The sequence below is a fragment of the Agrobacterium rosae genome (assembly GCF_002915175.1).
Taxonomy (GTDB): Bacteria; Pseudomonadota; Alphaproteobacteria; order Rhizobiales; family Rhizobiaceae; genus Agrobacterium; species Agrobacterium rosae.
Genome location: NZ_NXEJ01000002.1, coordinates 90,764 through 111,839, shown reverse-complemented (window position 1 = coordinate 111,839; position 21,076 = coordinate 90,764). Strand labels below are relative to the sequence as shown.

Sequence of the window (21,076 nt, the reverse complement as noted above, 5' to 3'; positions counted from 1 at the left end):
TCTTTTCGTCAGCTGACGAGCTTGTTTTGCAGGTAAAGTTCGAGTGTCTCGGCTGTACCCTTCTCCCACAACGTCTTCAAGGCATGGGCGAAGCGTTTGCGGAAGAGTTCCGATTTGGCGACCTCGCCAAAGATGCCGTCCAGTGCCAGAAACGCCATCGGATCGTCCTTGGCCTTGATGGCGGCGGCCTGAAGGCGCTCGGCGCTGGCATCGTTGAAGACGATCTTTGCGCCGCTATCGGACGTGCCGGCGAAATAGCGGCACCACAGCGCCGAGACCAGCGACAGGCCGACGATATCATCACCCTTTTCAAGGCGATCTGCCGTTGATGGCAGGATGAATTTCGGCTGGCGGTTGGAGCCATCCTGCGCCAAACGAGGAATGGTATCGCCGATCTTGGGGTTGAGGAACCGCCGCTCGATCAGATCGAAATATTCGTTGAGATCCGTATTCGGCACCGGCGGAATGATCGGGATGATCTCTTCCTTCTCCAGCTTGGCGAGGAAGGCGCGGATCAGTGGGTGCTCCATTGCCTCATGCACGAAGTGGATGTCGAGAAGAGCTGCCGGATAGGCAATCGCCGCATGGCCGCCATTCAGAATGCGGATCTTCATATGCTCATAGGGCGCGACTTCCGGCACGAACTGCACGCCGACCTTTTCCAGCGCAGGACGTCCCGCCTGGAAATTGTCTTCCATCACCCACTGCTTGAACTCTTCGCAGAAGACCGGCCAGTTATCGTCGATGCCAAAATCGTCGCGGGCGATATCGCGCTCGCGATCACCCGTCGCAGGCGTGATGCGGTCCACCATGGAATTGGGGAAGGAAACGTTGTCGCTGATCCAGTTGGCAAAGGCTGGATCGGAGAGTGCTGCGAGCCCGACGACCGCGTTTTTCGTGACCTTGCCATTGTGCGGAATATTATCGCAGGACATGACGGTGAAGGGCTGGATGCCCTTGTCCTTGCGAGCTTTCAGGCCAGCGACGATGAGGCCGAACACCGTCTTGGGAGTTGTGGGGTTCTTGCCGTCTTCGGCAATGGCCGGGTGCTGCGGATTGAAGGTGCCTGAAGCATCGATGAAATAGCCGCCTTCGGTGATGGTCATCGAGACGATGCGGATTTTCGGATCGGCGAGGGTTTCGATGATAGCGGCTGTGTCACCAATTTTGAGAATATCGATCATAGGGGCGGTGACCCGCGCGCTGGTGCGGTTGTTGTCCTGCTCCACCACCGTCGTCAGGAAATCCTGTGCCGCAAGCTTTTCCCGCATGACGGTATCAGACGGCAGAACGCCCGCTCCGATGATGGCCCAATCATGATCGGCACCGGTGTTGAACAGATCGTCCAGATAGATAGCCTGATGGGCGCGGTGGAAATTGCCCACGCCGAAATGCACGATACCTGCGGAAAGGTCGTCACGCGAATAGGACGGAACGGACGCCGTTGCCTTGACCTGATCGAGCGTTGCGAGCGAGAGTTTTGATGTCATGAGACGATCCTCGAATTTCCTGTCATGGAGCAGTCGCCTTGGCTGGCCGCTGATACGGCCAACCATACGGCGATGCGGTCTGGCCCTTAGATGGCGAGACCCTTGCTATCGAACTTGTGGATTTTGCTGTCATCCGGCGTGATGAAGACGGTATCGCCATGCTGACACGCAAACTCGCCGCCGGCACGGGCGGTGATCATGCCGATCTCATCGACATTGATGTGAATGAAGGTGTCGGAGCCGAGATGTTCGGCTACCGTGACCTTGCCCTGCCATAGACCGCTTTCCTTGGACAGCAGCAGATGTTCCGGGCGAACGCCGACGGTGTCACCACCCTTGGCGGCAGCATAGGCACCCTTGACGAAGTTCATGCGTGGCGAGCCGATGAAGCCTGCAACGAAGAGATTGCGCGGCGTCTTGTAAAGCTCCATCGGCGAGCCGACCTGCTCGATATTGCCGCGATTGAGCACGACAATTTTGTCGGCCATGGTCATGGCTTCCACCTGGTCGTGGGTGACGTAGATCATCGTCGTCTTCAGCGTGTTGTGCAGTTCGGAAATTTCCAGCCGCATCGTGCCGCGCAAGGAAGCGTCGAGGTTGGACAGGGGCTCATCGAACAGGAAGGCCGAGGGTTCACGCACGATGGCGCGACCGATAGCGACACGCTGGCGCTGGCCGCCCGACAGTTGCGAGGGGCGACGGTCGAGATAGTCGGTGAGGTTCAGAACGCTTGCGGCATCATTGACCTTCTTGTCGATGACGGCCTTGTCGAGCTTGGCCATTTTCAGGGGAAAGCCGATATTGTTGCGCACGCTCATATGCGGATAAAGCGCGTAGGACTGGAACACCATGGCAAGGCCGCGTTCTGCCGGTGCCTTCTCGCTCACATCCTTGCCATCAATGATGATCTGACCGCCGGTGACATCCTCAAGGCCTGCGATGAGGCGCAGCAGTGTGGACTTGCCACAGCCGGACGGGCCGACGAAGACCACGAACTCACCATCTTCGATATCGAGATCGATGGAGGGGATGACCTTGGCTTCACCAAAGACCTTGGAAACTTTTCTAAGGGAAATGCTGCCCATTTTCTTATTCCTTATTTCACCGCGCCGAAGGTCAGGCCGCGAACGAGTTGTTTCTGGGAGAACCAGCCAAGCACGAGGATCGGCGCAATCGCCATCATCGAAGCGGCAGACAGCTTCGCCCAGAACAGACCCTGCGGGCTGGAGAAGGAGGCGATGAAGGCCGTCAGCGGTGCGGCATTGGTGGTGGTGAGACGAATGGTCCAGAAGGATTCGTTCCACGCCAGAATGATGTTGAGAAGAAGCGTAGAGGCAATGCCCGGGATCGCCATCGGCGTCAGCACATAGACGATCTCGTTCCAGAGCGATGCGCCATCCATGCGGGACGCTTCGAGAATTTCACCCGGAATTTCCCGGAAGTATGTGTAGAGCATCCAAACCACGATCGGCAGATTGATGAAGGTGAGCATGATGGTGAGGCCGATGCGGGTATCGAGCAGACCGGCATTGCGGAAGATGAGATAGATCGGCACCAGCACCGCCACCGCAGGCATCATCTTGGTGGAGAGCATCCACATCAGAATATCCTTGGTGCGCTTGGTAGGCGAAAACGCCATGGCCCAGGCCGCAGGGATCGCGATCAGAAGTGCCACGATGGTGGAGCCTACCGAGAGGATCACAGAGTTCATGAACGGCTTGAAGTAATCCCGCTGCGTATTGACCGTAATGTAGTTTTCAAACGTTCCCGATGGCCAGAGGCTGAAGCCCGCAATCGCTTCCGGCTCCGTCTTCAGCGATGTGACGAAGGCGTAGAGGATCGGGAAGAACAGCAAGAGGGCAATAACCCAGGCGGCAATGGTGAAGCCGATTTTGGAGCGTGTCGAGACTTTACGAGCCATGATCCTGTCTCCTATCGATCGAGGTTCTTGCCGACGGCGCGCATCAGGAAGATGGCGACGACGTTTGCAAGGATGACGGCGATGATGCCACCGGCGGACGCTCCACCCACATCATAGCCCAGCAGCGCCGTGCGATAGATGAGGAAGGCGAGATTGGTCGAGGCGTAGCCCGGGCCACCGTTGGTGGTGACGAGGATTTCCGCATAGACGCCAAGCAGGAAGATCGTCTGGATGAGAATGACGACGGTGATGGCACGCGCTAAGTGCGGCAGCGTCAGATAGATGAAGCGGCTGAAGAAGCTGGCACCATCCATTTCGGCGGCTTCCTTCTGCTCGCCATCCAGCGACTGAAGTGCCGTCAGCAGGATGAGTGTCGCGAAAGGCAGCCACTGCCAGGCCACGATGATGACGATGGACAGAAGCGGAAACTGCGAGAACCAGTCGATGGGCTGAAATCCGAAGAACCTTGATAGGTCCGCCAGCACCCCATAACCGGGATGCATGATCATGTTCTTCCAGACGAGAGCCGCAACGGGTGGCATGACAAAGAAGGGCGAGATGACGAGAATGCGCACGATGCCCTGCCCGAAAATGGGCTGGTCCAGCAACAGCGCAATGCCGATGCCGCCGATAACCGTGATCATCAGCACGCCGCCGACGATGACCAGCGTATTCCAGATGGACTGGAAGAAGGCCGGGTCGGTATAGAAATACTGGTAATTGAACAAGCCAGCGAAGCTGACATTGGCCGGGTTCAAAAGATTGTAATTCTGGAAAGAGAACCACAGCGTCATGGCCAGTGGCACGATCATCCAGACGAGAAGCAGGATGACCGACGGCGCCATCATAACCCGCGCCAGATTTTTCGTATTTTGCGTCGCCATCGGATGGCTTCCTCCGCCTTCTGAGCTTGGTGTCGAAGACCCCCTCTGGCCTGCCGGCCATCTCCCCCACAAGGGGGGAGAAACCGTGCCGCAAGCGCCGAAATTCACTCGAGGCGACAGCGGTGCTGCGGATGAAGCCCCTCCCCCTTGTGGGGAGGGGTTGGGGAGGGGATTTCACGGAAACATAACGGCTTTGAATATACCCGCCGCCCGACCCTTAAGGCCGGACGGCGATCTTCGGGAGGATTACTTGATATATCCCGAGCGCGTCATTTCACGCGTGGCCGTGGACTGTGCGCTGGCAAGCGCGTCATCGACGCTGGACTGACCGGCAACAACCGCCGAGAACAGCTGACCGACCGTGGTGCCAAGGGACTGGAACTCAGGGATCGCCACGAACTGACCGCCTGTGTAAGGCACCGGCTTCACCGTTGGCTTGGTGATATCAGCCGCGTTCATGGCAGCGAGCGTCGGTGCTGCAAAGCCCGCCGCCTTTTCGTAATCCGCGTTCTTGTAGAGCGAGGTACGGGTGCCCGGAGGAACGTTGGCCCAGCCATCCTTGGATGCGACGAGCTGCGTGTATTCCTTGCTGGTTGCCCAGGCAATGAACTTTTCAGCAGCTTCTGCCTTCTGCGAGCTCTTGGGAATGGCGAGGTTCCAGGACCAGAGCCAGTTGCCGTGGTTCTTCAATTCGCCATGCGTCGGGAACAGCGCGTAGCCAACCTTGTCGGCAACCTTGCTATCCTTCGGGTTCGACACGAAGGAGGCCGCTACCGTGGCGTCGATCCACATGCCGCATTTGCCCTGCTGGAACAGTGTCAGGTTTTCGTTAAAGCCGTTGGAGGAAGCACCGGACGGACCGGCATCCTTCATGAGATCGACGTAGAACTGAAGCGCGTTCTTCCACTCAGGCTGATCGAACTGAGGCTTCCAGTTTTCATCGAACCAGCGACCACCAAAGGAGTTGGTGAGAGCCGTGATGAAGGCCATGTTTTCGCCCCAGCCGGCTTTGCCGCGAAGGCACATGCCGTTGATGTCAGCCTTACGATCGGTGATCTTGCGGGCTGCGTCACCAATGAATTCCCAGGTCGGGTTTTCCGGCATCTTCAGGCCTGCTTTTTCAAACAGGTCCTTGCGATACATGATCATGGCGGATTCGCCATAGAACGGTGCAGCATAGAGCTTGGAATCGACAGTCAAACCACCCTTGATCGAAGGCAGCATGTCAGCGACATCGTAGTTATCGCCGAGCTTTTCGAGCGGCAGAAGCCAGCCCTGCTTGGCCCATATCGGAACTTCGTAGTTGCCGATGGTCATGATGTCGTATTGGCCGCCATTGGTGGCGATATCGGTGGTGACGCGTTCGCGCAGGACGTTTTCTTCCAGCGTAACCCATTCAACCTTGATATCGGGATTTTTGGCGGTGAATTCGGATGTCAGTCCCTGCATGCGGATCATATCGCCGTTGTTGACGGTGGCGATGGTCAGCGTTTCTGCGGAAGCGAGGCCCGAAAAGGCGAGAGCCGAGCACGCGCCCAGCAGAAGTGTCTTCAAAGTCATGATCTTCCTCCCAGAAGAAGTTTGTGAGCATTCGCTTTGCTCTAGGGCAATTACTCACTTTTGGGAGACGGAAGTCAAGCACCTACCTGCGCTGCGATGCACAAGGAATAGCTAACATACTGGTTTTACAGTAATATTTCTGCTCAATCTCTGAGCAAATATTCGGCGGAAGCCTCGTCGGTGATGACACCGTTCAGCAGCCCACCGCGTAACGCCGCAAGAATAGCGGGTGATTTTTGCTTGCCTTGGGCAATGCCAATCACCGTGCTGGTCTCTCTCGGTGGCAGGGGAACGGAGGCGACACGATCATTGATCGGCGTGTCGAGAATCTGTCCGTCCCGATCAAAAGACCAACCGCAAATCTCGCCCGCACCACCCTTCGCGATAAGATCGCGCATCTCCTGAACTTCAAGGAAGCCATCGACGCACAGCGGTGCATCCTCTGCCAACTGACCGACACCAACAAAGGTCACATCAGCGGCGGCACCCAGCGCCAGCGTGGAGCGGACCATCGACTGATCATGCAGCAATTCCCGTTCTTCCGCAGACGAACAGAGAACCGGCAAGGGCATGGGGAAATGCCGCGCCTTGATGGCATCGGCCATCGAGAAGATGACGTTGTAGTACGCAGCCGACCCATCCGGGCCGATATTGCCGGTGAGCGACACGATGCGGTGTTGCGGGCATTCCATCGGCGGCAACTGATCGACCGCCGCCTTCAGCGTCCGTCCCGTGCCGATGGCCAGCACGATGGGATCGGTCTTGCGCAGCCAGCGTTCGATTTCCGCAGCCCCCGCCTCGGCAATGCCGACAGTGGAGGACACGCCTGCCGGATCGCTCGGCACGACTTCCACGTATTTCAGCGAAAAGCGCTCGCGTAGAGCCTCGCTTTTTTCCAGGCAGGCGGCGATGGGATGATCGAGCCGGACCTTGATCAGGCGTTCGGCAACAGCCAATGACACGAGGCGCTGCGCGGACTGGCGGGAGATGCCCATGGCGGATGCGATCTCATCCTGCGTGCGGCCGGCAACGTAATAGAGCCACCCGGCCCGCGCCGCGTCATCTAGCCGTCCACCTGTTTCGGATCTTTTGGCCATGTGCCTGCCCTTAGGTCATATTTCCACTGTGCTGACATTTTTTCAACGCCCATGTCAAACAAGGCAAGGCAAGCTCAGCCAAACAGTGGTCCGATAACGAAATAAAGCATGGCTTTGGCAATGCCATAAATCACGCCGCTGACGATGGCCACCGAGACGACCGACAAGACACCGCCCAGCAGCGCAAACAGGCCATCGCGTTCCAGAAGAGCGAAGGAAAAACAACAGATTGCGATGGCGGGCAGGATATTGCCGAGCGGGATGGGCAAGGCCAGAATGACGGCGAGCAGCAGGCAAATGAGGCCGATCACCCGCTCGAAAACCGGCGAGAGCAGACCTTCCATGCGTGGGCGCAGCAGCTTTTGCACCCACAGCAAGACAGGAACGATCTTTTGCACGACGCGGGCAAAATCTTCGCGCGCCAGTGAACGATCCGCAATGACACGCGGCAGCCACGGGCTTTTGCCCGCGAAGAGTTGGGCGGCGAGGAAGACGAGAGGCGTGCCCGTTATGGCCGATGTGCCCGGCGGTGTGGGCACGATATTGGGCAGAGCAAAGACCAGCATCAGTGCCCCGAAGGCGCGATCACCCATCGCAGACAGAAGATCACCGACGGAGATGCGTGCACGGCTTTCATCGCCTGCCAGTGCCCGCAGAATATCGACAAGGCCGACAGGGGTCTCGGCAGGTTCCGCCAAGGTCGGCTCGGCATCATCGACCGATAGAGCGGGATTGTCCGACAGGCGCAGCATAGGGTTTCAACTCCACAATTGTGGCACCGCTGTAACAGATCAATGGCGGCAGCAATACGACATCTGCCTCACATTGTCGTTGTTTCGCTATCGGCGCAGCTTGGGGTCGAGCAGATCGCGCAGGCCATCTCCCAGCAGATTGAAGCCCAGAACCGCCAGCGCAATGGCGAGGCCGGGGAGAATGGCGAGCCAGGGCGCGGCGGAGAGATAGGTCTGCGATTCCCACAACATCCGCCCCCATGTGGGTGCCGGTGGTGGCATGCCGAGGCCAAGGAAGCTGAGGCCCGCTTCGGTGAGAATGGCAAGACCAAGCTGGATGCTGACCTGCACGATGATGAGATTGGTAAGGTTCGGCAGAATGTGGGTGAAGGTGATGCCCCCCCTGCCCCGCCCCAGACTTTCCGCTGCCAACACGAAATCTCGCGCCCATAATTGCAAGGCCGCAGCGCAGGTCAGCCGGGCAAAGACCGGCACCATGAAGGTGGCGATGGCGACGATGGCGGTGAAGCGGCCGGAGCCGATGAAAGCACCCAGCATCATGGCCGAAAGGATGGGCGGCAGCGCGAAAATAATATCGCAAAGCCGCATCAGCAAAGCCTCCACAACACCGCGTTGCGCAGCGGCAAACACGCCGACCAGCGTGCCGATGGTGGCGCCGATGGCAACCGCCATGACGACGGTAGAGAGTGAATTCCAGGCACCGACCATCAGCATGGAAAGAATGTCACGCCCGAAATGATCGGTGCCCAGCAGGCCCTGCATCAGCGGTGGTTTCAGCTTTGCGACAATGTTCATTTTCGTCGGCACCTGCGGCGTCCAGACGAGGGATAGCAACGCGATGGTCAGCAGAGTTCCGGTGATGACGGCACCAGTTAGGAGGGTGGCACTGCGGCGATTGAATCGTCTCATGTGGCACGCGCCCGCAAGCGCGGGTCGATCAGCAGATAGGCCATATCGACAAGGAAGTTCATGGTGATGACCAGCGCGCAGAAGAACAGCACGACCGATTGCATGACGACAATGTCGCGCTGAGTCAGCGCCTGATAGGCAAGACGCCCGAGACCGGGCAGATTGAAGACATTTTCCACCAGCACCGTGCCTGCAATCAAAAAGGTGAATTGCAGGCCGATCATGGTGATGACGGGAATCAGCGCATTGGGCAGAACGTGCTTCCACAGGGTCGCACCCTCGCCGATGCCCTTGGCCCTGATAGTGCGCACAAAATCCTCGCTCATCACCTCCAGCATGGCCGAGCGGCACATCCGTGTCAGCACGCTGGCCTGCGAGAAGGCTAGCGCCACCGCCGGAAGCACCAACGCCTTCAATGCCGGGCCAAACCCCGCCTGCCAGCCGGGAAAACCGCCTGCGGGCATCCAGCCGAGCGTGGTGGAAAAGAGCAGGATCAGCAACAGCCCGACCCAGAAGCCGGGAACGGCAATGCCCGCATGGGAAAACAGACCGCAGAGAAAATCGATGACGCCACCTCTGTATCGCGCCGCAAGAACGCCGAGCGGCAGGGCGATGAGGATCGACAGGCCGACGGTGATGAGGGCGAGTGGGAGTGTGACCCTGAGCCTGTCGAGGATGAGCCCGGCGACTGGGACGCCGTAGGTGTAGGATTGCCCGAGATCGCCCCGCGCGATGGCCGCTAGCCAGTGCAGGTAGCGCAGCGCCAAGGACTGATCGAGGCCCATCTGTTTTTGCAGCGCTGCGAGCGTGTCGGGACTGGCCGATGTGCCGAGCATGATGGCAGCAGGGTCGCCGGGTAGCAGGCCCATGACGAAGTAGATGAGGAAGGAGACGGCGAGCAGGGTGATGAGGAGGGTTAGGATGCGTTTGGAGATGAGGGCGATCATGTGGGTGCCCGGGCGACGTTGGATGATGGGGGGTGTAGCTTACCCCCTCTGCCTGCCGGCATCTCCCCCACAAGGGGGGAGAAAGGTTGGGGCGACCTTTCGACCATCTTAAAAGTTGCAGTTTGGCGGTGCGTGCGCAAAGTGCTTTCTCCCCCCTTGTGGGGGAGATGCCGGCAGGCAGAGGGGGAAACCCAAGCCCACTGAGCCGCACTATGAAGCAAACCCGCCATCCAGCTCACTCTTCCCAATGCACATCCGCCAAAACATTCGACGGGATCGGCTCATTTTCCCAAAGCCCCTGAATCTTCTTGTCCCACACACCAAGCTTCGGCATCACAAACAGAAACAATGCAGGCACATCAGCCGCCAGAATCTTCTGCGCGTCCTTATACAAATCTTCCTGCTCCACCGGATCGGACGTCAGTTCGACATTCTTGATGATTTCGTTGAAGGTCGGGTTCTTGTAGTTGAAGTAATAGGGATCGCGCGAAAAGATATCGATATCCATCGGCTCGGCATGGGCGACGATGGTCATTTCGTAATTGGCACCTTTCAAAACATCCGACACCCATTTGCCCGGAAATTCGGTGGTTTCGATGTTCATCGTCACGCCGATTTCGGCAAACATGGCTTGCAGGACCTGTGCGCTGCGCTGGGCATAGGCCATCTGCGGGGCCTTGATGGTGAAGGTCAGACCGTTGGCATAACCAGCTTCCGCCAGCAACGCCTTGGCCTTTTCCGCATTATACGAGAAGATATCAGTCGTATCGATGTAGCCGCGATCATTGGGGGTGTAATGGCTGCCGATTGCCGTGCCGAAGCCTGACCAAGCGCCTTCGATGACGGTTGCGCGATCCACCGCCATCATCAGCGCCTGCCGCACGCGCTTATCGTTGAAGGGTTTGACGGCATTGTTCATGCCTGCCACCACCTTCAATTCGGTATTGCCAATGAAGGTGCCGAGCCGCGCGTCGCCCTCGAAAGAGCTCATCAATTCCGGTGCGCCGAACTCTGGGAAGGCATCGACATCGCCTGATTTCAGCGCTGCGGCCTGCGCCTGCGGATCTGGAATAAAGCGGAAGGTCGCCTTATCCAGCGCAACGGTCACGGACCTGTTCCAGTAGTCCATGTTGCGCGCCAACTCGACCTTTTCGCCCTTGGCCCAATTGACGAATTTGAACGGGCCAGTACCGATGGGCGTCGTCTTGTTGGCATCGGCGGATTTGGTGCCGACCATGACCGAGGCGGGCCAGCCGAGCCAATACAGCAGGCTGCCGGAGGGCTGCTTCAGTTTCAGAACAAGCGTCGTCGCATCTGGCGTTTCGATGCTGTCGATGGCCGCAAAGAAGCGTTTTTGCGGATTGATGGAGGCGTCACCGCGCGCACGGTCCAGCGACGCCTTGGCGACGGAAGAATCGAAGGCCTCGCCATCGTGGAATTTCACGCCGTCATGCAGCTTGAACGTATAGGTCTTGCCGTCTTCGGAAATCTCCCAGCTGTCTGCCAGTTGCGGCTGGATCTTGCCGTCCTTGTCGATGGTGACGAGACCTTCAAAGACGTTCTGCCATGTGACTTGGCCGATGAAGACGTTGGCGCCGGCTGTCGGGTCAAGCCCTGCAGGCTCTGTGCCCATGCCGATGGTGATGAAATTTTTTGCCGCTGCAAAAGCCACTGTAGCGGGCAGCATGGCTGAAAGCGTGGTGGCAACGGCAAGACCCAAGGCCAGGCGGCGTGTGAGGTTTACCGATTGCAAAAGCGTGCTGCGCATCATCATCGTCTCCGGTCGAGTGGCGCAAACATTTTGTGTTCAGCGCGTTGCGAAAATCGCTACACGACAACAAGGGTAAAAATCAACCGCCTATTTCGGCAGACTGCCCATAAAGGTCTCGATGAAAGCGGCGAGCGTCGCGGCGGCGAAGGACAGTTCACGGTCCGGTGGAACGCAAAGCTCCATGTTTGTGCGCACGCCCTTTGTGCCGCTGAGCGGGATCGCGACCATCTGGCCGGACTTGATTTCGCGTGCAACCGCAAGGGCTGGCAGAAGCGTCACGGCGGCTTGGTCCAGCACCAGTTCTTTCAGCAGTTCCAGTGAGCTTGCGGTGAAGACCGGGTCTAGTGCGACACCGGCCTGCGCAAACAACGCATCGAAGGCCTGCCGTGCCGCGAAGGTTTTTTCCGGCAGGGCAAGCGGCATGTTGGCAAGTTCTTTTAATGAAATCGAAGACTTGGCTGCCAAGGGATGATCTGCGGGAAGGATGACATCATAGCCAATCTCCCGCTGTGCAAGGATTTTGACCTCTGATGTCTTCGGCGCAAACAGCGTGATGGCGATATCGGCCTGTGCGGAGACCAAAGCGTCGATGGCCTGACGCGCAGAGGTGATGTGCACCTCAAAACGAAGCTTCGGATAGGCTTGGGAAAATTGCGATAGCGCCGGTGCCAGCAGGCTGGCGACGGTAGCGCCATTGGCATAGATCGTAGCACGTCCCCGCTCCAGTCCTTTGAGATCATCGATCAGTTGGTGGACATGCCCAAGCTCGCGCAGGGTCTTGCCAGCGCGCTCTGCCAGAAGCTCTCCCGCTGCCGTCAAGGTCACGCCGCGGCTGGACCGCTCGACCAACGGCGTGCCGAAATACTCTTCCAGATTTTCGATCTGGCGGCTGATGGCGGTGGGCGCAACATTGAGATTTTCCGCCGCCGCCCGCATGGAACTGGTGCGGACAAGCTCATCGAAATACATCAATGCGCGTAGATTCATGGTGAGTATCCGCCCCTGCCTATTTCCGTCATTTTTTAGCTAGGCCAAGTTCTCTGTCGTCATCCTCGGGCTTGACCCGAGGATCTATCCACCTCTCGGTTTTGGCAACGTGATTAGATCCTCGGGTCAAGCCCGAGGATGACGACGGTGGGCTTGGCAAAATTCGCATTCAACAAGAATGAGGCATATACCGGCAAACGGCGGAACCCTCAATCGCGCACGAAACCTTCACTCGCCACCAGCAACTGCCGCGTATAATCGGCCTCAAACTTGCGGCTTTCCAGCGCTTCCACATCCAGCATCTCCACCACCTTGCCGCTTTTCATCACGGCCAGACGGTCGCACATATGGCTGATGACGCCGAGGTCGTGGCTGACCATGAGGAAGGTGAGGTTTCGGTCCTTGCGGGCCTGTTCCAGCAGATTGAGGATTTCGGCCTGAATGGAGGCGTCGAGCGCCGATGTGGGCTCGTCCAGCAGCAAGATTTTCGGCTCCAGAATAAGCGCGCGGGCAATGGCGATGCGCTGGCGCTGGCCGCCGGAAAGCTGGTGCGAATAGCGAAAGCGGAAACCAGTTCCCAAGCCCACCTCATCCAGCGCGCGGGTGATGCGGCCTTCCTTGTCATCCAGCCCATGGATCGTCAGCGGCTCCAGTAGCAGCGCATCCACCGTCTGGCGCGGATGCAGCGAGCCATAGGGGTCCTGAAACACCATCTGCACATCGCGGTAGAAGCTCTTTTCGCGGAATTTGCTCTTGTAGGTCCGCCCCTCCAACATGAGGCTGCCCTCATCGAAGTGGTTGAGACCGGCAATAGCGCGCAGCAGGGTGGATTTACCAGAACCGGATTCGCCAACGAGGCCGAAGGATTCGCCTTGGGCCACATCGATGCTGACACCATCAAGCGCGATATGGCCATCGAAATCCACGACCAAGTCTTTAACGGAAAGAACTGTGGTCATGCGCGCCACTCCGGCTTGCGATCCAGAACCGGCAGCGGATGCCTGTTATCGCCAATTTTCGGCAGGCAGTTGAGCAGCCCGCGCGTATAGGGGTGCTGAGCATTGTCCAGATTGGAGGCCTGAAGCTCTTCCACCACGCGGCCCGCATACATGACGATGACACGGTCGCAGAAGGACGATACCAGCCGCAGATCATGCGAGATGAAGATGAGGCCCATTCCACGATCACGCACCAGCTTGTCGAGAATGCCCAGCACTTCCAGTTGCACGGTCACATCCAGCGCCGAGGTCGGTTCATCGGCAATCAGCAATTCCGGGCCGCAGACCAGCATCATGGCAATCATCACGCGTTGGCCCATGCCGCCAGACACTTCGTGCGGATAGAGCCCGTAGACGCGTTCCGGCTCGCGGATCTGCACGGCCTCCAGCATATCGAGCGCCCGCTGTTTGGCCGCCGATGTGCTGATGCGTTCATGCGTCTGCAGGGTTTCCACGATCTGGCGACCAATGGGCATGACCGGGTTCAGCGAATATTTCGGGTCCTGAAGGATCATGCCGATGCGCTTGCCGCGAATGCTGCGGCGTTGTTTGGCCGAGGCCGTCAGCAGATCGATATCGCCGAAACGCAGGGCATCCGCCTCGATTTTGGCAGAAGATGGCGTCAGCCCCATGATGGCGCGACCGGTCTGGGACTTGCCGGAGCCGGATTCGCCGACGATGCCGAGACGCTCCTTGCCGAGCGTAAACGACACGCCACGCACCGCTTCCACCAACCCGGTGCGGGTGGGAAAGGAGACGCGCAGGTTTTCGACGGTGAGAAGCGGCGCACTCATTGGCCTGCCTCCTTCGGGTCCAGCGCATCGCGCAGACCATCACCCAGCAGATTGAAGCCGAGGCTGACGATGAGAATGGCGATGCCCGGCATGGCGGCAACCCACCACTGATCCAGAATGAAGCGGCGACCGGATGCGATCATCGCGCCCCATTCCGGCAGCGGCGGCTGCGCGCCGAGACCGAGGAAACCGAGACCAGCGGCGGTCAGAATGATACCCGCCATATCCAGCGTCACACGCACGATGAGCGATGACATGCAGAGCGGCATGACGTGTTTGAGCACGATGCGCCAAGGCGACGCGCCCATCAATTGCACCGCCGCGATGAAATCCGAATGGCGGAACGTCATGGTTTCGGCACGCGCGATGCGGGCATAGGGCGGCCATGAGGTGATGGCGATGGCCAGCACGGCATTCTCGATGCCGGGCCCCAGAGCCGCAACCAGCGCCAGCGCCAGAACGAGCTTAGGGAACGCCAGAAAAATATCGGTGATGCGCATCAAAACGGCATCCACCCAGCCACCGGCATAACCGGCAACCGTGCCGACGATGAGGCCGACAGGCGCGGCGATGATGGCAACCAGCAGAACCACGAACAGCGTCAGTCGCGAACCGTGAATGAGGCGCGAAAGAATATCGCGGCCCTGATCATCCGTGCCGAGCAGATAGCCGTCGCTGCCGGGGGCTAACAGGCGGGCATTGCGCAGATCGCCTTGGACGGCGGAATGCGGGGCCAGTACATCGGCGAAGATCGCGACGAGGACCAGCGCCATGATGATGCCGAGACCGGCCAGCGCCAGCCGGTTTTCCGAAAACCGCCGCCAGATGACATAGGCGCGGCCGAGCCGGGCCTGCCCACGCGAGGCGGGCCGGTCGGACAGCAGCCATTCGCGGCTATAGGGTTTTAGTGGTGTCGAAGCTGGCGTCATCGGCTGCGCGTCCTTGGATCGAGCGTCCGGTAGAGCAGATCGGACAGGAGATTGATGCTGATGAACACAGCGCCAATCACGATGGTGCCACCGAGAACGGCATTCATATCCGCATTCTGCAAGGAGTTGGTGATGTAAAGGCCAAGTCCTGGCCAGGAGAAGATGGTTTCCGTCAAGACGGAGCCTTCCAGCAGACCGGCATAGGACAGCACGATGACCGTCAACAGCGGCACGGCGGCATTGCGCAGGGCGTGGAACCAGATGATGCGCGTTTCCGACAAGCCCTTGGCGCGGGCGGCGACGATGTACTCTTGGGAGAGTTCATTCAGCATGAAGGAACGCGTCATGCGGCTGATATAGGCCAGCGAAAAATACCCCAGCAATCCGGCAGGCAGAATGATGTGGCGGAAGAGATCCCACAGCACATCCCATTGCCCCTGCCAGAAGGCATCCAGCAGGTAGAAGCCGGTGACGGGCGTGAAGGTGAATTCGTAGACGATATCCATGCGACCGGGATACGCGACCCAGTTCAGCTTGGCGTAAAACACCAGCAGCGCCAGCAGGCCGAGCCAGAAGATCGGCACGGAATAACCGACGAGGCCGATGATGCGCACGATCTGGTCGATGATGCTGCCACGCTTGACGGCGGCGAGAACACCGAGCGGAATGCCGAAGACAGCACCGATCAGCGTGCCGATGGTGGCAAGCTCGATGGTGGCTGGGAAGAAGCGCTTGATATCCTCAAAGACCGGATTGGTCGTCAGCACGGAGTTGCCGAAATTCCCCGAAAGCGCCTGCTTGATATAGATGAAAAACTGTTCCCAGAGCGGCAGATTGAGGCCGAGTTCCTCGCGCACGCGTTCCACCACATGGGCGGGCGCACGGTCTCCTACGATCGCCAAGGCGGGATCGATGGGGATGACGCGACCAATGAAAAATGTAACCGCCATCAAACCCAAAAAGGTGGTGAGGACGGTAACGATGAAGCCAAGGACGGCGATAAGGCGCGTATTGGCGCGGCTTTTCTTGCCGCGCCGTGGCCTTGCTGATGTCTCAACGATGCTCAATGGACCAATCCTGCCGGATTACTCCTTCGAGACCGGGAAGACATAGTTGGTGTCGAAGCTCGGTCCGAGCTTCAGACCTTTGACCTTGTTGGAGAAACCGGCAATTTCCGTTTTCTGCTCGATCACCACGAACGGGCCGCTTTCCAGAACCTTTTTCTGAAGGTCCTGATACATGGCGGCGCGCTTGGCGTTGTCCTTTTCCAGAAGCGCGGCCTGCGTCTGCTTCGTTAGCTCAGGAACGTCCCAGGCATTTCGCCATGCCAGCGTCTTGTTCTTGCCGGCATCGGAATTGTCGTAATTGATGGTGAAGGTTTCAGCATTGGAATTCGGGTCGAAATAGTCCGAGCCCCAGTCACCGATGTAAATGTCATGCTGGCGGGCACGATATTTCGTCAGCGTCTGCTTGCCATCGCCGGGAATGATTTCCAGCTTGATGCCCGCCTGCGCCAAGGTCTGCTGAATATTCTCGGCAATGCCCGTGACCGGCTGGGTGTTGCGCACATCCATGGTGACGGTGAAGCCATCCTTCAGACCAGCTTTTGCCAGCAATTCCTTGGCCTTGGCGACATCAAGCTTGAAGGGGTTTTCATCCAGCGCGCCCAACTGGCCCTTTGGCAGGAAGGTCTGGTGGACCTCACCAATGCCCTTGATGATGGTGGCGCCGATACCTTCGTAATCGATGAGATATTTGAAGGCTTCAACGACTTCGGGCTTTTTCAGATAGTCGTTCTTCTGGTTCAGGCCGAGATAATAGACCGTGCCTTTAGGCGCGGAAATGACCGTGAAGCCGTCCTTCTTGGAAACGGACTCCATATCGCCCGGCTCAAGGTTACGCGCCACGTCGATATCGCCATTTTCCAGCGCCAGACGCTGACCAGAGCTTTCCTTCATGTGGCGATAGATGACGCGTTTCAGTTTTGGCTTTTCGGCATAATAATTCGGGTTGGCTTCCAGAATAACCGCTTCATTGGCCTTCCAGCCAAGAATTTTGTAGGGGCCGGAACCAGCATAACCGGTCTTCAGGAACTCGTTGCCGAAATCGGTTTCATATTTGTAATCGGAACTTGGCGTAACGGCCTTCGCCTTTTCCATCACCAGCTTCTTGTCCACAACGGAGGCAACGGTTGCCGTCAGAACGTTGAGAACGAAGCTGGGTGCATAGGCTTTGTCGACCGTCAGAACGAACGTGTTGGCATCCGTAGCCTTGGCCTTTTCGGTCACATTGTCACCCTTGAGACCGAACTGATTGAGCAGGAATGCCGGGTTCTTGTCGAGCTTCACGGCCCGCTCCATGGAGAAGGCCACATCGTCTGCCGTCACGGGATTGCCAGAGGCGAATTTGAGACCCTGCTTCAGCTTGAATGTGTAGGTCAGACCATCATCCGATGTCGTCCAGCTCTCGGCCAGATCACCCTTCACCTTGGACGTGTCGGTGATGTCGATGGAGACGAGCTTGCTATAGGTATTGCCGGTGACCTCGGCCGTCGTGATCTCGAACGCCTCGCCCGGATCGAGCGTGATGATGTCATCGATAGCGAAACCTTCGACCAGCGTGTCAGCGGGCGTTGCCGCAAAGGCCTGTGGCGCGAGAGAGAGCATCGAAAGGGCCACGCTGGTGGCGAGGATGCGGGCGGCTTTGTTGAGCGATTTGTTCATCGTCTTCCCCTGTTTGTGTCTTTGTGTCTACTCGGTCTCAGGCCGGTTCGTGCCATGCCTGAGACAAAACGCGCAGCCAGTTTTCCCGGCAAATTTTAGCAAGGTCTTTATCAGCGTAACCCGCAGATTTGAGCGCCGCAACAAGATTATTGTTGCCCTTAGCATCGCGGATTTCAGCGGGTATCGTCGCACCATCGAAGTCCGAACCCAGCGCCACGCAATCAATGCCCATGCGCTCGACCATGTAATCGATATGCTGCACCATGGCGGAAAGCGGCGTGTTGGCGTCATCGCGCGCATCCGGCCGCAGCATGGTGACGGCGTAGTTCAGCCCAACAAGTCCGTTGCTTTCCTTGATGGCGTCCATCTGCTTATCGGTGAGATTGCGCGCCACGGGCGTCAGGGCATGGGCGTTGGAATGGCTGGCGATCAAGGGCTGATCGGTGGTTTTTGCCACATCCCAGAAGCCTTTTTCGGTGATGTGGGCGAGATCGATGAGAATGCCGAGCTGGTTGCAGCGTTTCACCAATTCAAAACCGGCATCGGTGAGGCCGGGTGCGGTATCCGGCGACATGGGATAGGCGAAGGGCACGCCGTGGCCGAAAATATTGTGGCGGCTCCAGACCGGGCCGAGCGAGCGCAGACCGGCGGCATAAAACACATCCAGCGCATCGAGATCGGCGGCAATCGCCTCGCAGCCTTCCATGTGTAGGACGGCAGCAAACACGCCGTTCTCCATGGCTTGGCGGATTTCGGTGGTCGAGCGGCAAAGCTTCCAGCCTCCCGCCTGATCGAGACGCAGCGCAATGGCGGCTTTTTCCAGCGCGATATCGAGCGATAGCTGACGATCCAGCGGGGCTGCAAGCGGGGTGACGTAATGCCCTGAAACATCTGGCTCCTGCAGGATCAGATCACCGGAGGGAATGTAGATGGCGCAGATGCCACCGGCCAATCCGCCCGCCTTGGCGCGCGGCGCATCGATATGACCCTCATACGTGCCTTGCATGAACTCGGCGACAGGATCGCTCCCCGATTTGGCATTGCGCCACAGCCGTAGGAGCACATCATTATGACCATCGAAAACAAGTTGCATGCAGACATTCCAAACGGCGCAGCCGTTTTTTTATTTAAAGCCATGGGCTTACTCAATCGGCGACGATCCTAGGCCCATCCTCCAAGGCTTCGCAAGTCAGAAATTGAGCAGGATGAAAAAATAGCCATTCAACGACTACCGCCGATTGATGCCCGTCAGAAAATCCAACCGTCGCCTGCCTTTTTCAGCAGAGGTGTGGTGAAAACGCCCTGCACCCTGCCCGGCCATTGCGCCCCGAAATCCGACAGCCTGTCGCGCCATCTGTCCGATTGCAGCATGGCGGCACCGATGACCACGGGCTCGATATTGGAGGCCGCGAGAAGCGACAGACCTGCAATGATCGAGGTGCCGCTGGAAATCACATCATCCACCAGCGCAACCCGCCTGCCCTCCAGAAGTGGAAGCATGCGCGGGTCGATATAAAGACGCTTCTGCTGTTGGGTGGTGATGGATGACATGGGCACGGAAAGTTCTTCCAGGTACCAGAATTTCCGTGACGTCCCGAGCGGCACATAACGGCTGTGACCGAGGCGACGCGCGACCTCTGCCGCGAGCGTGAGGCCCAGCGTGGGAAGGCCCACGACAATGTCTATCTCGAAATGTTTGAGCTTGCCCGCCAGATCATCCGCCAAAGCTTCGACCACGGGAAAGGACGCCTGGTTGATGATGAGCGATGCGAGCGCGTGTTCCCCATCAGCCAGCGGGCGGATCGGCAGGCGCAATTGTCTGCCATCATCGAGCGTAACCGGGAAGAAACCGGAATGGGGACCGGCGAGGTCGAAGCTGCCGGGCGCGTGGATTTCCTGCCAGAATTCGTGCGGCTTCATGACCATTCCTTTCACTCCGATATTATTTCGGTTTTCCCAGTCGGTCCTATTAATTTTCAGGGGCTTCTGCACTAGAAAAAGAAGACCGTTTCGACTTTGCAAGGAAAGACCGCCCATGACCCCGCTCGCCCGGTTCGGAAACGACCTGCCTTTTCTGACCGCTTTGCGGCGAGACCTGCATGCGCACCCCGAACTCGGCTTCGAAGAAGAGCGCACCAGCGCGCTGGTTGCCAGGCATCTGGAAGAGGCCGGGATTGCCGTTCATCGTGGTTTGGGCAAAACCGGTGTCGTCGGCACGCTTCAGGTGGGCAACGGCACGCGCCGCATCGGGCTTCGGGCAGACATGGATGCGCTCGCCATGCCTGAAATGGCCGACCGCTCCTATAAATCGACCATAGCAGGCAAGATGCACGCCTGCGGTCATGATGGGCACACGGTGATGCTCCTTGGTGCTGCCCGGCAGTTGGCCGAGACCCGCAATTTTTCTGGTACCGTGCACTTCATCTTCCAGCCAGCCGAAGAAGGGCGCGGCGGCGCGAAACAGATGGTAGAGGATGGGCTGTTCAATCTTTTCCCCTGCGATGCGGTCTATGGGCTGCACAACATGCCGGGGCTGGATGTGGATGAAATGGCGGTGGTCGAAGGGCCGCAACTGGCCTCCTCCGACAGCTGGCGGGTGACGTTCAAGGGTATCGGCACCCACGGCGCAAAGCCACATCTGGGGCGCGACCCGATCACGGCGGCAGGAAGCTTTCTGGCTGCGTTGCAAAGCATCGTCGGACGCGTGGTCGATCCGCTGCAACCGGCTGTCGTCAGCGCCTGTTCGGTGCAGGCGGGTGATCCCAAAGCGCTGAACGTTATTCCGGATATTGTCGAAATCGGCGGCACGGCACGCGCCTATTCCGCCCATGTTCGCGACCAGCTGGAAGAGGAAATCGGGCGGCTGGCAAAGGGAACCGCTGCCATGTTCGGCATCGAGGTGCATTACGACTTCATCCGCCGCATTCCACCGGTTATTAATGATCCGGATGCGACAACCCGGGCACTCAAAGCAGCACGAAGCGTTTTCGGCGAAAAAGCCAGAACTGCCTTCCCACCTTCAACGGCGGGTGACGATTTCTCGTTCTTTGCGGGCGAAGCTCCGGGATGTTACGTCTGGCTCGGCAACGGCCCTGCGGTAGACGGCGCGCTGCACCACAACACGTCCTATGATTTCAACGATGAGGCGACTGCGTCAGGTGTCGCGTTTTGGACGACATTGGTGGAGCAGGAGTTGGCGGGCGAATAGACGCAAAAGCTTCCCTCTTGCGTCATCCTCGGGCTCGTCCCGAGGATCTAACGAACCGCCGACATTCAACGTGATTAGATACTCGGGACAAGCCCGAGCATGACGG

19 protein-coding genes are annotated in these 21,076 nt (G+C 58.5%); 1 reads left to right on the top strand and 18 read right to left on the bottom strand.

Features of this window, described 5'->3' with window-relative positions; genetic code table 11:
• Nucleotides 1-8 precede the first annotated feature (8 nt).
• The 18 genes from CPJ18_RS03250 to CPJ18_RS03165 form a co-directional block, all read right to left on the bottom strand.
• Complete coding sequence (locus CPJ18_RS03250; RefSeq protein ID WP_103657335.1) at nucleotides 9-1,490, bottom strand: mannitol dehydrogenase family protein; 1,482 nt, start codon at nucleotides 1,488-1,490, stop codon at nucleotides 9-11.
• 86 nt (nucleotides 1,491-1,576) lie between these two features.
• Entirely contained in the window at nucleotides 1,577-2,575 is a 999-nt protein-coding gene (locus CPJ18_RS03245; protein ID WP_103657044.1) for an ABC transporter ATP-binding protein, read from the bottom strand.
• Between the two features lie 11 nt (nucleotides 2,576-2,586).
• On the bottom strand, nucleotides 2,587-3,411 hold the full coding sequence (locus tag CPJ18_RS03240; protein WP_062452212.1) for a carbohydrate ABC transporter permease: 825 nt from the start codon (nucleotides 3,409-3,411) through the stop codon (nucleotides 2,587-2,589).
• 11 nt (nucleotides 3,412-3,422) lie between these two features.
• Nucleotides 3,423-4,295, bottom strand: a complete 873-nt coding sequence (locus CPJ18_RS03235) for a carbohydrate ABC transporter permease (protein ID WP_077120493.1) — start codon at nucleotides 4,293-4,295, stop codon at nucleotides 3,423-3,425.
• A gap of 246 nt (nucleotides 4,296-4,541) precedes the next feature.
• The gene (locus tag CPJ18_RS03230) at nucleotides 4,542-5,855 is read right to left on the bottom strand and encodes an ABC transporter substrate-binding protein (protein ID WP_103657043.1); all 1,314 of its coding nucleotides are present in this window, start codon (nucleotides 5,853-5,855) and stop codon (nucleotides 4,542-4,544) included.
• Nucleotides 5,856-5,998: 143 nt separating this feature from the next.
• Nucleotides 5,999-6,952: a sugar-binding transcriptional regulator gene (locus CPJ18_RS03225; RefSeq protein WP_103657042.1), complete on the bottom strand. Its 954-nt coding sequence runs from the start codon at nucleotides 6,950-6,952 to the stop codon at nucleotides 5,999-6,001.
• A gap of 74 nt (nucleotides 6,953-7,026) precedes the next feature.
• Nucleotides 7,027-7,704, bottom strand: coding sequence for an exopolysaccharide biosynthesis protein (locus CPJ18_RS03220; RefSeq protein WP_245445311.1), 678 nt, complete (start codon nucleotides 7,702-7,704; stop codon nucleotides 7,027-7,029).
• A gap of 87 nt (nucleotides 7,705-7,791) precedes the next feature.
• Complete coding sequence (locus tag CPJ18_RS03215; RefSeq protein WP_103657041.1) at nucleotides 7,792-8,613, bottom strand: ABC transporter permease; 822 nt, start codon at nucleotides 8,611-8,613, stop codon at nucleotides 7,792-7,794.
• Complete coding sequence (locus CPJ18_RS03210; RefSeq protein ID WP_103657040.1) at nucleotides 8,610-9,560, bottom strand: ABC transporter permease; 951 nt, start codon at nucleotides 9,558-9,560, stop codon at nucleotides 8,610-8,612. The genes CPJ18_RS03215 and CPJ18_RS03210 overlap by 4 nt, the downstream gene beginning before the upstream one ends.
• Before the next feature lie 235 nt (nucleotides 9,561-9,795).
• Nucleotides 9,796-11,334: an ABC transporter substrate-binding protein gene (locus CPJ18_RS03205; protein WP_167397824.1), complete on the bottom strand. Its 1,539-nt coding sequence runs from the start codon at nucleotides 11,332-11,334 to the stop codon at nucleotides 9,796-9,798.
• Between the two features lie 84 nt (nucleotides 11,335-11,418).
• Nucleotides 11,419-12,318, bottom strand: a complete 900-nt coding sequence (locus CPJ18_RS03200; RefSeq protein WP_103657039.1) for a LysR family transcriptional regulator — start codon at nucleotides 12,316-12,318, stop codon at nucleotides 11,419-11,421.
• A 209-nt stretch (nucleotides 12,319-12,527) separates the two neighbouring features.
• Nucleotides 12,528-13,277: an ABC transporter ATP-binding protein gene (locus CPJ18_RS03195; RefSeq protein WP_103657038.1), complete on the bottom strand. Its 750-nt coding sequence runs from the start codon at nucleotides 13,275-13,277 to the stop codon at nucleotides 12,528-12,530.
• The gene (locus CPJ18_RS03190; protein WP_103657037.1) at nucleotides 13,274-14,110 is read right to left on the bottom strand and encodes an ABC transporter ATP-binding protein; all 837 of its coding nucleotides are present in this window, start codon (nucleotides 14,108-14,110) and stop codon (nucleotides 13,274-13,276) included. Before CPJ18_RS03190 ends, CPJ18_RS03195 begins: the two co-directional genes overlap by 4 nt.
• Nucleotides 14,107-15,039, bottom strand: a complete 933-nt coding sequence (locus tag CPJ18_RS03185; protein WP_103657036.1) for an ABC transporter permease — start codon at nucleotides 15,037-15,039, stop codon at nucleotides 14,107-14,109. The genes CPJ18_RS03190 and CPJ18_RS03185 overlap by 4 nt, the downstream gene beginning before the upstream one ends.
• Complete coding sequence (locus CPJ18_RS03180; RefSeq protein WP_103657035.1) at nucleotides 15,036-16,106, bottom strand: ABC transporter permease; 1,071 nt, start codon at nucleotides 16,104-16,106, stop codon at nucleotides 15,036-15,038. Before CPJ18_RS03180 ends, CPJ18_RS03185 begins: the two co-directional genes overlap by 4 nt.
• Before the next feature lie 18 nt (nucleotides 16,107-16,124).
• Complete coding sequence (locus CPJ18_RS03175) at nucleotides 16,125-17,762, bottom strand: ABC transporter substrate-binding protein (RefSeq protein ID WP_103657034.1); 1,638 nt, start codon at nucleotides 17,760-17,762, stop codon at nucleotides 16,125-16,127.
• 37 nt (nucleotides 17,763-17,799) lie between these two features.
• The gene (locus CPJ18_RS03170; protein WP_103657033.1) at nucleotides 17,800-18,855 is read right to left on the bottom strand and encodes a dipeptidase; all 1,056 of its coding nucleotides are present in this window, start codon (nucleotides 18,853-18,855) and stop codon (nucleotides 17,800-17,802) included.
• A 155-nt stretch (nucleotides 18,856-19,010) separates the two neighbouring features.
• Nucleotides 19,011-19,682, bottom strand: coding sequence for a phosphoribosyltransferase (locus tag CPJ18_RS03165; protein ID WP_245445309.1), 672 nt, complete (start codon nucleotides 19,680-19,682; stop codon nucleotides 19,011-19,013).
• A gap of 115 nt (nucleotides 19,683-19,797) precedes the next feature.
• Here CPJ18_RS03165 and CPJ18_RS03160 point away from each other — a divergent pair, with 115 nt between their 5' ends.
• Complete coding sequence (locus CPJ18_RS03160) at nucleotides 19,798-20,970, top strand: M20 aminoacylase family protein (RefSeq protein WP_103657032.1); 1,173 nt, start codon at nucleotides 19,798-19,800, stop codon at nucleotides 20,968-20,970.
• The last annotated feature ends 106 nt before the right edge of the window (nucleotides 20,971-21,076 follow it).